Source organism: Nonomuraea sp. NPDC047529, assembly GCF_040642995.1.
Classification (GTDB): domain Bacteria; phylum Actinomycetota; class Actinomycetes; order Streptosporangiales; family Streptosporangiaceae; genus Nonomuraea.
In genome coordinates this window covers 61,305-73,466 of sequence record NZ_JBEYTJ010000019.1, presented here as the reverse complement: position 1 = coordinate 73,466, position 12,162 = coordinate 61,305, and the positions used below count along the sequence as shown (strand labels likewise).

General features: G+C 73.3%; 11 protein-coding genes. 5 read left to right on the top strand and 6 right to left on the bottom strand.

Translation table 11 applies throughout. From position 1 onward, the window contains the following. Nucleotide 1 precedes the first annotated feature (1 nt). Together ABZ815_RS27840 and ABZ815_RS27835 are read right to left on the bottom strand one after the other, a co-directional pair. Complete coding sequence (locus ABZ815_RS27840; protein WP_357702877.1) at nucleotides 2-1,456, bottom strand: NAD(P)/FAD-dependent oxidoreductase; 1,455 nt, start codon at nucleotides 1,454-1,456, stop codon at nucleotides 2-4. 184 nt (nucleotides 1,457-1,640) lie between these two features. Then, nucleotides 1,641-1,814 carry a hypothetical protein gene (locus ABZ815_RS27835; protein ID WP_357702875.1) on the bottom strand — a complete coding sequence of 58 codons (174 nt, stop codon included), beginning with the start codon at nucleotides 1,812-1,814 and terminating at the stop codon, nucleotides 1,641-1,643. Nucleotides 1,815-1,919: 105 nt separating this feature from the next. Here ABZ815_RS27835 and ABZ815_RS27830 point away from each other — a divergent pair, with 105 nt between their 5' ends. Together ABZ815_RS27830 and ABZ815_RS27825 are read left to right on the top strand one after the other, a co-directional pair. Next, nucleotides 1,920-2,702, top strand: coding sequence for an SURF1 family protein (locus tag ABZ815_RS27830; RefSeq protein ID WP_357702873.1), 783 nt, complete (start codon nucleotides 1,920-1,922; stop codon nucleotides 2,700-2,702). A gap of 2 nt (nucleotides 2,703-2,704) precedes the next feature. Next, entirely contained in the window at nucleotides 2,705-3,016 is a 312-nt protein-coding gene (locus ABZ815_RS27825; RefSeq protein WP_357702871.1) for a DUF3817 domain-containing protein, read from the top strand. 28 nt (nucleotides 3,017-3,044) lie between these two features. Here ABZ815_RS27825 and ABZ815_RS27820 read toward each other — a convergent pair whose 3' ends face one another. The 4 genes from ABZ815_RS27820 to ABZ815_RS27805 form a co-directional block, all read right to left on the bottom strand. Further along, nucleotides 3,045-3,236, bottom strand: a complete 192-nt coding sequence (locus ABZ815_RS27820) for a hypothetical protein (protein ID WP_352322643.1) — start codon at nucleotides 3,234-3,236, stop codon at nucleotides 3,045-3,047. A 105-nt stretch (nucleotides 3,237-3,341) separates the two neighbouring features. Next, nucleotides 3,342-4,766: a glycosyltransferase family 39 protein gene (locus ABZ815_RS27815; RefSeq protein WP_357702869.1), complete on the bottom strand. Its 1,425-nt coding sequence runs from the start codon at nucleotides 4,764-4,766 to the stop codon at nucleotides 3,342-3,344. After that, nucleotides 4,763-5,830 carry a protein kinase gene (locus ABZ815_RS27810; protein WP_357702867.1) on the bottom strand — a complete coding sequence of 356 codons (1,068 nt, stop codon included), beginning with the start codon at nucleotides 5,828-5,830 and terminating at the stop codon, nucleotides 4,763-4,765. The genes ABZ815_RS27815 and ABZ815_RS27810 overlap by 4 nt, the downstream gene beginning before the upstream one ends. Nucleotides 5,831-5,869: 39 nt before the next feature. Further along, nucleotides 5,870-6,724, bottom strand: a complete 855-nt coding sequence (locus ABZ815_RS27805) for an arylamine N-acetyltransferase (protein ID WP_357702865.1) — start codon at nucleotides 6,722-6,724, stop codon at nucleotides 5,870-5,872. Nucleotides 6,725-6,820: 96 nt separating this feature from the next. Here ABZ815_RS27805 and ABZ815_RS27800 point away from each other — a divergent pair, with 96 nt between their 5' ends. From ABZ815_RS27800 to ABZ815_RS27790, 3 genes are read left to right on the top strand one after another with little or no spacing between them, the layout of a single operon-like run. Further along, nucleotides 6,821-7,480 (top strand): response regulator transcription factor, encoded by a 660-nt coding sequence (locus ABZ815_RS27800; protein WP_357703064.1) that lies wholly within the window; start codon nucleotides 6,821-6,823, stop codon nucleotides 7,478-7,480. Continuing rightward, nucleotides 7,477-10,620, top strand: a complete 3,144-nt coding sequence (locus tag ABZ815_RS27795; RefSeq protein ID WP_357702863.1) for a DUF4153 domain-containing protein — start codon at nucleotides 7,477-7,479, stop codon at nucleotides 10,618-10,620. The genes ABZ815_RS27800 and ABZ815_RS27795 overlap by 4 nt, the downstream gene beginning before the upstream one ends. An 8-nt stretch (nucleotides 10,621-10,628) precedes the next feature. Further along, nucleotides 10,629-12,158 (top strand): amidohydrolase family protein, encoded by a 1,530-nt coding sequence (locus ABZ815_RS27790; RefSeq protein ID WP_357702861.1) that lies wholly within the window; start codon nucleotides 10,629-10,631, stop codon nucleotides 12,156-12,158. Nucleotides 12,159-12,162: the final 4 nt, after the last annotated feature.

Sequence of the window (12,162 nt, the reverse complement as noted above, 5' to 3'; positions counted from 1 at the left end):
CTCAGTAGATGAGCTCGTACGCCGCCGGGCGCACCTTCCGCGTACGGGCCCAGTACTCGAAGGTGAAGCCCGGCCAGATCGTCCGGTTCACTCCGTGCTCGTCCAGGTACCAGGAGGTGCAGCCGCCCGCGTTCCACACGAGCGGGTCCAGGCGGGCGCGCAGCCGGCGGTTGAAGGCGTCCTGGACGTCCTTCCTGACGTCCACCGCCCTGGCCCCGGTCCTGGACAGCAGGCGCAGGCACTCGACGACGTGGCGCACCTGCGACTCGATCATGAAGACGACCGAGTGGTGGCCGAGGCCGGTGTTCGGGCCGAGCAGGAAGAACAGGTTGGGGAAGCCGGAGGCCGTGATGCCGAGGTAGGCCTCGATGCCGTCCTGCCAGGCGTCCTGGAGCTTCAGGCCGTTCCGGCCGGTGATGCGCTGGGTCTGGAGGGCGTCCACGACCTTGAAGCCGGTGCCGTAGACGATCACGTCCACCTCGTGCTCCTCGCCGGTCGTGGTCACGATCGAGCGGGGCCGGATCTCGGCGATGCCGTCGGTGACGAGGGTGACGTCGGGCCTGGTCAGGGCCGGATAGTAGTCGCTGGAGACGAGCAGGCGCTTGCAGCCGATCGTGTAGTCGGGCGTCAGCTTCCTGCGCAGGTCCGGATCGGGCACCTGGGCGGCCAGGTGCCTGAGCGCCAGCGACTCGTGCGGCTTCATCAGGCGCGGGTGCACCGCGAAGCCGAGCGCCCGGCTCTCCAGCGCCCAGTAGATGCCGCCGCGCAGGGCCCGGGCCATGCCGGGCAGGCGCAGGACGCGCCGGGCGGCGGGGGAGAAGGTGAGGTCGGGCTTGGGGTGGATCCACGGCGGCGTGCGCTGGAAGACGGTCAGCTCGCGCGCCTGTGGGGCGATCCGGGGGACGAACTGCACGGCGGAGGCGCCGGTGCCGATGACCGCGACGCGCTTGCCGGTGAGATCGACCGAGTGGTCCCATTCGGCGGAGTGGAAGGAGGGGCCGGCGAAGGACTCCCTCCCCACAATTGCCGGAAATTTCGGGATATGGAGGGCGCCGATGCCGGAGACGACCGCGTTCGTCCGGATGGTGGCGCCGTCGTCCGTGGTGACCGACCAGCCTCGGTGGTCGTCGTCGTACTCCAGGGCCGTGACGTGCTTGTTGTAGCGGATGTGGGGCGTTACTCCGTACTTGTCCGCGCACGTGCGCAGGTAGTCCCAGATCTCGGCCTGCGGGGCGAACATCCGCGACCATCCGGGATTCAGCTCGTACGAGTAGGAGTACATGTGCGACGGCACGTCGCACGCGCACCCGGGGTAGGTGTTGTCCCGCCAGGTGCCCCCGAGGTAGGCGGCCTTCTCCAGGATCACGAAGTCGTGGTAGCCCGCCTCCTTGAGCTTGATCGCCATGCCGATCCCGGCGAAGCCGGTGCCGACGATCACCAATCCTGGCTCGGCCACTGAACCTCCACGACGACCGCGACCAGCGCGGTCCGATGTATTGGACGTATCGTCCAATGTAGTCGGCCGGCCACCGCCGGTCCAGGGAGGCGGTACGCCCGGCCTGTGCGGAAACGACTGTGCGGAAACGACGAAGACCCGCCACGGCGTCGGGGCGGGTGGGTGGTCCGTATGGGGTTGTGTGCTAGCGGAGCAGCAGGAAGGCGGCGACGCCGATGATCACGATCACCACGGCGACCGCCAGGATCGGCAGCAGCGGCGACTTCTTGGGAGCCGCCTCGGCTTCCTGCTCCTGGCGCTGCGCGAAGGCGCGGAACTGCTGGGTGTTGCCCGCCGGGTCGATATGCTGGTCAGACATGGCCAGCAGCCTAGCGTGATGACAGGGTCCATTTGCACCCTTTGCCACTATCTATAGGCATGGGCTGATGGGGGGACCACTCCACCCGGCGGATAGCTTTGAGTCATGCTCCGGACCCTGCTCTCACCCCGCGTCGTGGGGCTGCATCTGCTGACGATCGGGGTCCTGATCGCGTTCATCCTGCTCGGCCGCTGGCAGCTCGGTGTGTTCCAGGACTCCGGCAGGCCGCACGCCGCCGTCGACCCGGCCCCCGTGGGGGTCGCCACGCTGGCTCCCGTGGGCGGGCAGATGGAGGGCGAGGCCGTCGGCCGCAGGGTCACGGCTGAGGGCACGTACGAGGCCGCGCGCCAGCTCCTGGTCGCCGACCGTCGCCCCGACGTCGACGCCCCCGGTGGCAACGTCTCGCGCGACCACGGCTACTGGGTGCTCACCCCGATCAGGCTCGACGACGGCACGCTGATGCCGGTCGTGCGCGGCTGGGCGGCCAAGGCGGACGACCCGGGCGTTTCCGTCGTGCCCGAGGGCCGGGTCGCGGTGATCGGGCGGCTGCGCGGCCAGCAGGGCACCGACAGCGTCCAGCGGCGGGTGGAGGGGCTGCCTCCTGGTCAGGTCCAGACGGTGTCCACCGGAGAGCTGATCAACCTGTGGACCGGCCAGAAGCTGCGGACCGGCTTCATGGTGGCGCAGCCGCCGTCCGGCTCGCTCGGGCAGGTGAAGATCCGGCCGCCGGAGGTCGGTGGCACACTGACCTGGCGTAATCTGGCATATGCCGCAAACTGGTGGATCTTCGCTGGATTCGCCGTCTTCATGTGGTTCCACTTCGTACGCGACGCCGTACGGGCGGATCGGGACCGCGACAAGTCCCCCGAGATGGTTCTGGAAGGTTAACGGTGGAATCGGCTCTCAAGCCCTTCCGGGTGCTCGCCTACGTGGTCGGCGTCATGCTGCTCATCCTGTGCGTCGCCATGGTGCTGCGCTACGGCTTCGGCGCCGCGGAGATGTCCAAGATCATCGCGCCCATCCACGGCGGCCTCTACATGATCTACCTCATCACCGTGATGAACCTGGGCATGAAGGCGCGCTGGAGCTGGCCCTACATGCTCGGGGTCATGCTCGGCGGCACGATCCCGTTCCTGTCGTTCTACGTGGAGCGCCGGGTGCACAGCCGGGTGCGCACCGAGCTGAGCGCGGCGAGGGCCTGACGACGGCCCCCGCCGCGGCTCGCGGGCCTCAGCCGCCGATCCCGCGCCTGCGGGCCCGCTTGAGCCGCTCGCGCTGCGACGGGTCGAGCATGAGGTAGCCGACCACCGGCGCCGCGACCGCGCCGAGGACCACCAGCAGCGTGATCCAGCCCGGCAAGAAGATCAGCGAGAGCAGAACCGCGGCGCCTGCGCCGATGACGTACTTCTGAACTGGCGACATCCCTGGCTTCCTCCGAACGCGGAGCCCGTGCCCCGCCTCTCCCACATTCTGCGTCGCCCTTCCAACGAGCGGACCCGTGCCCTGGGTTCCAGGACGCGATGTATCTCAATTGTTGCGGGACCAGAGGGTCAGGTGGATCGAGCCGTACGTGCGTGTCTGTCCTGGTACGAGCGTTCTTTTCAGGGTGCGGTAGCGCTCGTCGTCGGCGTACTTCGTCCCGATCCTGGGGGAGATGAGCCAGACCCGGTCGACGCCCTTCAGCGCCGCGTCCAGTTCGTCGGCCGTCCGCGGGCCGGGCGCGCCGGGTGCGCGGGTGAGGTCCGTCAGGCGGTCGTACGGGGTGCCGTACACGGCCACGAACAGCCGGAAGCGCTGCGGCACGAACAACACCCGGTCCCCCGGACGCTCCTCCGCGGCCAGCGTGGCGGCCAGCGTGCGCAGGTCGTCGGGACGGGCGGCGGGCTGCCTCATCGCCACCTGCGCGGGCAGGACGAGCACGGCGTACAGGGCCAGCGCGGCGACCGCCACGGGACGCCACCGCACCCCGGCCAGGCCGATCCCGGCCGGCAGAGCGAGCAGCGGGACCGCGAAGAGCACGTAACGCGGATGGTAGACCGGCTGGACCTGGGAGATCGCGAACGAGAGCGCCACCGGCGACGCCGCCCACACCGCCACCGCCGGGGCGCGTACGGCCCCCCACAGGGCGGCGGCGAACAGCACGGCCGCGCCCGCCCCCGCGACCTCGCCGGGGAAGGCGGCCAGCTCGGCCCAGCCCGGTGACCTGAGCCAGAACACCTGGGCGTCCCGCTGACCGGCGGCCAGGGCGAGGAGCGGGACGAGCGCCACCCCCGCCGCCGCCACGGCGACCAGCGAGCGCACGACGGCGGGCGCCGGGTTCGCGGCGAGCGTGCGGCGGAGCACCGGCAACCAGGCGGTGAGCAGGTGGGCGGGGACGAGGAGCAGCGCGTACAGGTGCAGCCAGCCGAGCAGGGCCACGCTCGCGCCGTAGGCCACGAGGGCGGCCCGGCCGGGACGGTCGAGCAGCCTGACCAGCAGCCACGTCGCCAGCACGGCGACCGCGCTCACCAGGGCGTACGAGCGGGCCTCCTGGGCGTACCGGGCGGCCATGGGGGTGAGGGCGTACAGGAGACCGGCGTACAGACCGGCGGCGGTGCCGGCCAGGCGGCGGCCCAGGGCCGCGACCCCGTAGGCGGCGGCCACGAAGGCGAGCACCGAGGGCAGGCGGACGGCGATCTCCGGCGGCCAGGGAAGGGCGGCGAAGGGCCGCAGGAGGAGGTAGTAGAGGGCGTGGACGGCGTCGAGGTCGGCGAGGAAGCGGCGCAGCTCGTCGAAAGACATGCGCGCGACCAGCGTGCTGACCGACTCGTCCCGCCACAGCGACGGCACCGGAAGCCCCCAGAACCCGGCCACCGCGGCGACGAGCGCGGGCCCGGCGGGCCACCACCGGCCGGCGCCCCGCCCGGCGGCTCCGGCCTCGGCCTGACGCGGCAGGACGGTCGCGCCGGTCATCGGCGCGGGCCCATGACCGCGAGGAGCTGCTGACGGAGGGCCTCGGGGGTGGGACGGTCGGCCGGGACGCCGGACAGGAGGCGGACCAGGACGGGAGCCAGCGCCCCCGCCCGCGCCAGCGACGCCCCCGGCGCGGGCGGCACACCTTCCACGGCCATGAAGAGCGTCGCGCCCAGGGACCACAGGTCGGCGGCCGGGCCCGCGCCCCCCTCCGGAGCCGTGTACGCCGGGACGGTGGCCGACCGCAGCGGCGGGACCAGCGTGGCCCGCCCCTGGTCGGAGATGAGGATGCCGCCCGGCTGCACCGCCCCGTGGTGGCCGCCCCTGGCCTGGAGCTGGTCGAGCACGGCGAGCCCGATCTCGGCCACCTCGGCGGGCGGGAGCGGTCCAAGGGCGTGGACGACCTGGTCGAGCGGCTGGTCCACGGCCAGCCGCTCCAGCGTCTCGCGGACCACCTCCACCGGCGGCGATCCGGCGGGATGCAACATGGCCCGGATCAGCGACCTGAGCGGGTCGGCGCCCTCGGCGGGCACCTGGCCGGGCGGGCGGCCCTCCACGGCGAAGTGCAGCGTGGCCGCCAGCGACCACAGGTCGGCCGAGGGCCGCATGCTCAGGCTCGGCACCCCGAACCCGGTGAGCACCGCCCTTCCGGTGCTGGTCAGCAGCACGTTCCCGGGGCTGACCTGCCCATGGACGATCCCGGCCGCGTGCGCGGCGTCCAGCGCCGACAACACGCAGACGCCCATCCTGGCCACCTGGACGACGGGCAGCGGCTGCCGCCCGCGTACGGCCTGCTCCAGGGACACGCCCGAGACGAACTCCATGACCAGCCACGGCACCCGGTCCTCGACCAGCACGCCGAGCACCCGGGCGATGGAGGCGTGCCGCAGCCCGGCGGCCCTGCGCGCCTCGTGCAGGGCGGACTCGCGGAGCTCGGGCGGGATGCGCAGCTCCCTGACCGCGACGTCGCGGTGTTCCGTCTCGTCGAAGGCCAGCCGTACGGACCCCGCGCCCAGGGGGTTGAGCAGCCGATAGCGCCCGGCGAGCTTCCTGGTCTCAGCCATGTCGAGTGCACGATAGCGCTCGCCCGCACTGCCCGGCCATCACGCGGTCCGGCCGGTCAGCCACGCCTCGTGGGCGTCGTTCAGCCTGCTCCAGAGCCCTTCGGCGTCGTGGGTGCCCAGGTCGTCGAAGGTCAGCCGGAACACGTCGGCGAGCGCGGCGTAGTAGTCGCGCGCCGTGTCCAGGGTGATCGAGTGGCTGCCGGCGCCGACGCGGGACAGGACGAGCCCGCGCAGCGAGTCCACACCGGAGGCGTCCCGCCGTTGGACGACGGCCGTGCGCACGAACCCCGACGACGGTGACGTCGACAAATGGTTGTGCATATCAGCGAAGGCGGACATGTCTGTGGAGGTCCGCTCGAAATCCATGCCCACGAACGAACCACTCGGATCGTGGTCGAACCGCCACCCGCCGGGCGCGACCTCCGACGGCCGCAGGGCGTAGGTGAACGGCCCCTGCCGGTACGCGCCCGCGACCAGCGGCAGCGGCTCGTGCAGGCCGTCCCCGAGCCCGAGGTCGGCCAGCCACTCGCCGCCCGGGTTGTCCTCGCTCGGCAGGCCGCGCACGGTCAGCACCAGGTGGTTGCCGGTGACGCCGGGCTCGCTGCCGGGGTTCTGCACGCCGCCGACGTGCCTGGTGACGTCGTAGCCGAGGTTCCTGATCAGCTCGGAGAAGGCGCCGTTCAGGTGGTAGCAGTAGCCGCCGCGCCCCCCGATGATGCGCTCGGCGGACTCGACGGGATCAAGGGAGGTGGGACGGTTCAGCCAGATCTCCAGCGCCTCGTAGGCGACCCTCTCGACGTGCGCGACGTGGAGCGCGCGCAGGCCCTCGGCGCTCGCGGGGGCGTCGATCAGGCGGGACAGGCCCAGACGGCTGAGGTAGCCAGCGGTGTTCACCGGCCAAGTCTGCACCAGATGTGCACAAATTATGGAGTGTCGTCTGCACAGCGCACTTCTACTCTTTCGTACGTGGCAGAGCAGCGGCGCGTCCTCGTGGTCGAGGACGATGTGACGATCGCCCTGGCCGTACGGAACAGGCTGGCCGCCGAGGGCTTCGACGTCCGGGTGGCGGGCGACGGGCACGACGCCCTGGTCCAGTACGGGAAGGCGGAGCCCGACCTGGTGATCCTCGACCGGCTGTTGCCCGGTCTGGACGGGCTGGAGGTGTGCCGCAGGATGCAGGCGGCGCGCCCGGTGCCCGTCCTCATGCTGACCGCGCTCGGCGAGGAGACCGACGTGCTGGTCGGGCTGGGGGTGGGGGCCGACGACTACCTGGCCAAGCCGTTCAGCATGCGCGAGCTGGTGGCCAGGATCCACGCGCTGCTGCGCCGGGTCGAGCGGGCCGCCCAGCTCGCGGTCGAGGACACGGTGATCAGGGTGGGCGAGGTGGAGATCGACACGGCCGCGCGCCGGGTGTTCGTCCGGGGGGTCGAGGCCCAGCTCACCAGGACCGAGTTCGACCTGCTGCGACGGCTGGCCGAGCGCCCCGGGCAGGTCTTCGAGCGCGACCGGCTGCTGTCGGACGTGTGGGGCTTCTCCGAGGCCGCCGCGACCAGGACCGTGGACAGCCACGTCCGCGCGCTGCGCCGCAAGCTGGGCTCCGACGTGGTGCGCACCGTCCACGGTGTGGGCTACGCCCTGGTCCGGCAATGAGGCCGCTCGACTTCCTCGGCCGCATCAAGGTCAAGCTCGGCATCGTCATCGTGCTGGCGGTGGGCACCGCGTTCGTGGTGAACGAGGTGGGGCTCAACGCCGGGTTCACCCGGGACGTCCGCATCGTGGTCGCGGTCATCCTCGCGTTGATCATGGTCCAGGTGCTGGCCATGGGCATGACCAAGCCGCTGCGCCAGATGGCCAGGGCCGCCCAGACCATCGCCAAGGGCAGCTACGGCCTGCGGGTCAGCGCCACCTCGCGGGACGAGGTGGGCGAGCTGGCCAGGGCGTTCAACGCGATGGCCGCCGACCTCGGCGCGGTGGACCGGCAGCGGCGCGAGCTCGTCGCGAACGTCAGCCACGAGCTGCGCACCCCCATCACCGGCCTGCGCGCGGTGCTGGAGAACGTCGTGGACGGCGTCTCCGCGCCCGACCCGGTCACCATGAGGACCGCGCTCGCCCAGACCGAACGGCTCGGCCGCCTGGTCGCCCAGCTCCTCGACCTGTCCAGGCTCGACTCGGGCGTACGGCTGATCGAGCCCGAGGTCGTCGAGCTGGCGCCGCTGGTCGAGCAGGCCGTGCGGGAGGCGTCGCTGGCGCGCGAGGACGTCACGATCACGGCGTCGGCGCCCGGCGGGCCGGTGGTGCGGGCCGATCCCGACCTGCTGGCGCAGGTGCTGGCGAACCTGCTGGACAACGCCGTACGGCACAGCCCTTCCGGGGGCGTGGTGACGGTGACGTGCTCGGCCGGGCGGGACGGGGCGCGGATGGTGGTGGCCGACCAGGGGCCGGGCATCCCGGAGGCGGCCAGGGGACGGGTGTTCGAACGGTTCTCCCGGCTGGACGCGGGGCGGGCGGCCGACTCCGGGGGCGCGGGGCTGGGGCTGGCGATCGTCAAGGAGGTCGTGGAGCTGCACGGGGGGTCGATCCGCATCGACGACTGCGCGGGGTGCCGCATGGTCGTCGACTTACCAGGAAGGACGACGATGACGGAGACACCGTTCGACAAGGGGGCGAACAGGGTGCACGAGGGCCGTCCGGCGGACTCGCCTCCCCTGGGCGACGCGCTCCCCGCGGCCGAGGACGGCCCGCCTCCGCCCCCCGCGTCCCTTGGCACGGCGGGCCCTGGCACGGCGACCCCGGGCAGGGCGGGCCCGCAGCCGCCCGCCGGACCGGGCGCCGCCGGGGACCCGGCGCCGCTCCCCCCGGACGCGACGGCACCAGGGGCCGGCACCCTCGTGGGGACCGGGGCGACGGCAGCGGGGGCCGGCACCCTCGTGGGGACCGGGGCGACGGCAGCGGGGGGCGGCACGCTTGTGGGGGCCGGGGCGATGGCGCCGGGGGTCGGCGCGCCCGTGGGGGCCGGGGCGGGGATGCCCGCGGGGGCCCCGGTTCCGCCCGTTACCCAGGCGGGGAGCGGGGGGCTCGCCAGGATGGTCGGGGGCGGGGTGCTCGGGGTCGTGGTCGGCTTCCTGGGCGGGCTGTTCGCGGCCGTGCTGGCCTCGGTGACCGTCGGCGACGGCCTCGCGCTCGTCACGCTGGTCATGGTGACCGCGCTGGGCGGCGCGCTCGGAATGGCGCTGGGCGCGGGGGCGGGGCGCAGGGCGGCGGCGTACCAGGCCGCGTACCAGGTGGCGGGGCGGGGGCCGGGCGGGGGCGGGCCGGCGTACGTGCCGCCGCCGCTCTTCCCCAGGCCCGAGCTGCCCGTCGCGCCACGCTGGCTGCTGCCGGCCGCCGCGGGCGCGGGCGTGTTCGCCGCCGTGGCGCTGCCCGAGGCGCAGGTGGGGCTGGGCATCGTGCTCGTGGCCATGGTGCTCGGCGCGGCGGCGCTGCCGGCCGTGCTGCGCAGGATGACCCCCTGGACGCTGGCGTTCGGGGTGACGGCGTACTGGCTGATCTCCATGGCGGCCGTGCGCGACGCGGACTGGCTGGTCGCGATCCTGCTCGTGGCGGGGGCCGGGCTGGGCGCGCTGGCGGTGTCCGGCGCGGGGGCGGGATGGCTCGGCGTGATCAGGGGCGGCGTGTCCGTGGTGCTCGCGCTCGGTCCGGTGCCGTGGTTCCTCGCCGGGCCGATCAGGAAGCTGACCGCCAGGCGGCGGATCATGCCGGTGCTCGCGGGGCTCGGCATCACGGTCGTGCTGGTGCTGGTGTTCGGGCTGCTGTTCGCCTCGGCCGACGCGGTGTTCGCCGCGTACGTCGAGCGCCTGACCAGCACCCCGGCCTGGGCCGACTCGGTGCCTTCGCGGATCTTCGTCTTCGGGTTCGTCGCCGTGCTGCTGGCCGCCACGGTGCTGGTCGCGCTGCGGCCGGTGATCGACCCGGTCGGTCCCGCGCACAAGTTCGGCGTGAGCAGGAGCGTGTGGCTGGTGCCGCTGGTCTCGGTGAACCTGCTGTTCTCGGCGTTCGTGGCGGTCCAGATCAGGGCGCTGTTCGGCGGCGCCGACTGGGTGCTGCGGACGGCCGGCCTGACCTACGCCGAGTACGCCAGGCAGGGGTTCTTCCAGCTCGTGGTGGTCAGCGTGTTCGTGCTCGGCATCGTCGCGGTGGCCGGGGGGCTGCTGCGGACCGAGCGCGGCGAGCGCTGGCTGCTGGCGGTCGTGCTCGGCGTGCTGTGCGGCCTGACCATGGTGGTGCTGGCCTCGGCCCTGCACCGGATGAACCTCTACACCGACGCCTACGGCCTGTCACGGTTGCGGATCTCCGTCCAGGCGACCGTGTGGTGGCTGGGCGCGTTGTTCGCGCTCGTGCTGCTGGCCGGCGCGGTACGCCTGGCGGGCCGCGGCTCCGGCTGGCTGCCGCGCACGGTCGTCCTGGTCACCGGGCTCGGCCTGGGCGTGTTCTCGCTGGTGAACCCTGACCTCCAGGTCGCGCAGACCCAGGTCGAGGTGCGCGGCGTGACCAACATGGACTCCGACTACCTGGGTGACCTCGGCGCGGAGGCCGTGCCCGCGCTCGACCGGCTGCCCGAGCCGCAGCGCAGTTGCGTGCTCGCCGACGTGGTGCGCGCCAACGGGCTCGACCGCGCCGACCCGTGGAACGGCTGGAACCTCGCCCGCGCCCGGGCCAGGGACCTGCTGGCCGAGCGGCCCGTCGACCGCTGGTCACCGTGCCCATCGGCGTCCTCGCGCGGCTCTGATTGAATCTTGGTGTGAGGTTCGACGTAGTCATCAGCGGCGGCCGGGTGCTCGACGGCACGGGCGCGCCGCCGTACCGGGCGGATGTGGGGATCGCGGGCGACGAGGTCGCGGCGGTCGGCAGGCTGGACGGCGGGCAGGCGGAGACGGTGATCGACGCGACCGGGCGGTTCGTCGCGCCCGGCTTCGTCGACTGCCACGCCCACGGCGACGCCGCCGTGTTCGACCCGGCCGTGCAGCTCGCGGCGCTGCGGCAGGGGGTGACCACGTTCGTCCTGGGACAGGATGGTCTGTCCTTCGCGCCGGGGTCGGCCGAGACCGTCGCCTACGCCTCCCGCTACTTCGCCGCCGTCAACGGCGCCCTGCACGAGGGCCCGCTGAGCGTGGCCGAGCTGCTCGACGGCTACGACCGCGCGGTGGCGCTGAACACGGCCTACCTGCTGCCGCACGGCACGATCCGCTACGACGTCCTGGGGGCCTCGCCGGAGCAGGCCTCGCGGGCGGAGCTGGCCGCGATGGTCGAGCGGGTCGAGCGCGGCCTGTCCGAGGGCGCGGTCGGGCTGTCCAGCGGGCTGGAGTACCTGCCGGGCCGCTACGCCGACGCCGCGGAGCTGGCCGCCCTGTGCGCGCCGCTCGGCGGCCTGCCGTACGTCACCCACATGCGGGCCTACGGCGTGAACGCCGGGGTCGGCATGGCGGAGGTCGTGGACATCGCCGGGCGTTCCGGCGCAGCCGTGCACGTCTCCCATCTGCACGGGCCGGCCGACGTGCTGCTGCCGCTGGTCGGCAGGGCCCACGACGAGGGCGTCGACCTCACCTTCGACACCTACCCCTACCTGCGCGGCAGCACGATCCTGGCCATGGTGGTGCTGCCGCCGTCCGTGCCGGGCGCCGAGACCGACGCGGCGCTGGAGATGATCACCTCGCCGAAGCTGGACGACTGGTGGGCCGGGCTCGGCGACGTCTACCCCCGGCTGACCGTCTCCCACGCGCCCGGCCTGGAATGGGCCGAGGGGCTCGCCCTGCCGGACGCCGCCGCGCGGGCCGGCATGACGCCCGCCGCGTTCTGCCGCCACCTGCTGGTGGAGACGCGGCTGGAGGCCGGGTGCGTCTCCGCGCGTCCCGACGAGGGCCCCGCGGGTGAGGAGTCGGTACGCCGGATCCTGCGCCATCCGTCCCACACCGGCGGCTCCGACGGCATCTACGTGGGCGGTCATCCGCATCCGCGCGGGTTCGGGGCCTTCGCCAGGTTCCTCGGCCGGCACGTCCGCGAGCTGGGCGACTGGACGTGGGAGCAGGCGGTCGTGCACCTGGCCTCCCACCCGGCCCGGCGGTTCGGGCTCGACCGGCGCGGGCTGGTGCGCGGCGGGTGCGTCGCCGACCTGGTGGTGTTCGACCCGCTCACGGTGTCCGACCGGGCGACGTACGCCGACCCGCGCAGCCCGGCGCACGGCGTCGACGACGTGCTCGTGTCCGGCGTACGGGTGCTGGCCGGGGGCGAGCTGACCGGGGCCCATCCGGGACGGGCACTTCGATCACGCTGATCCC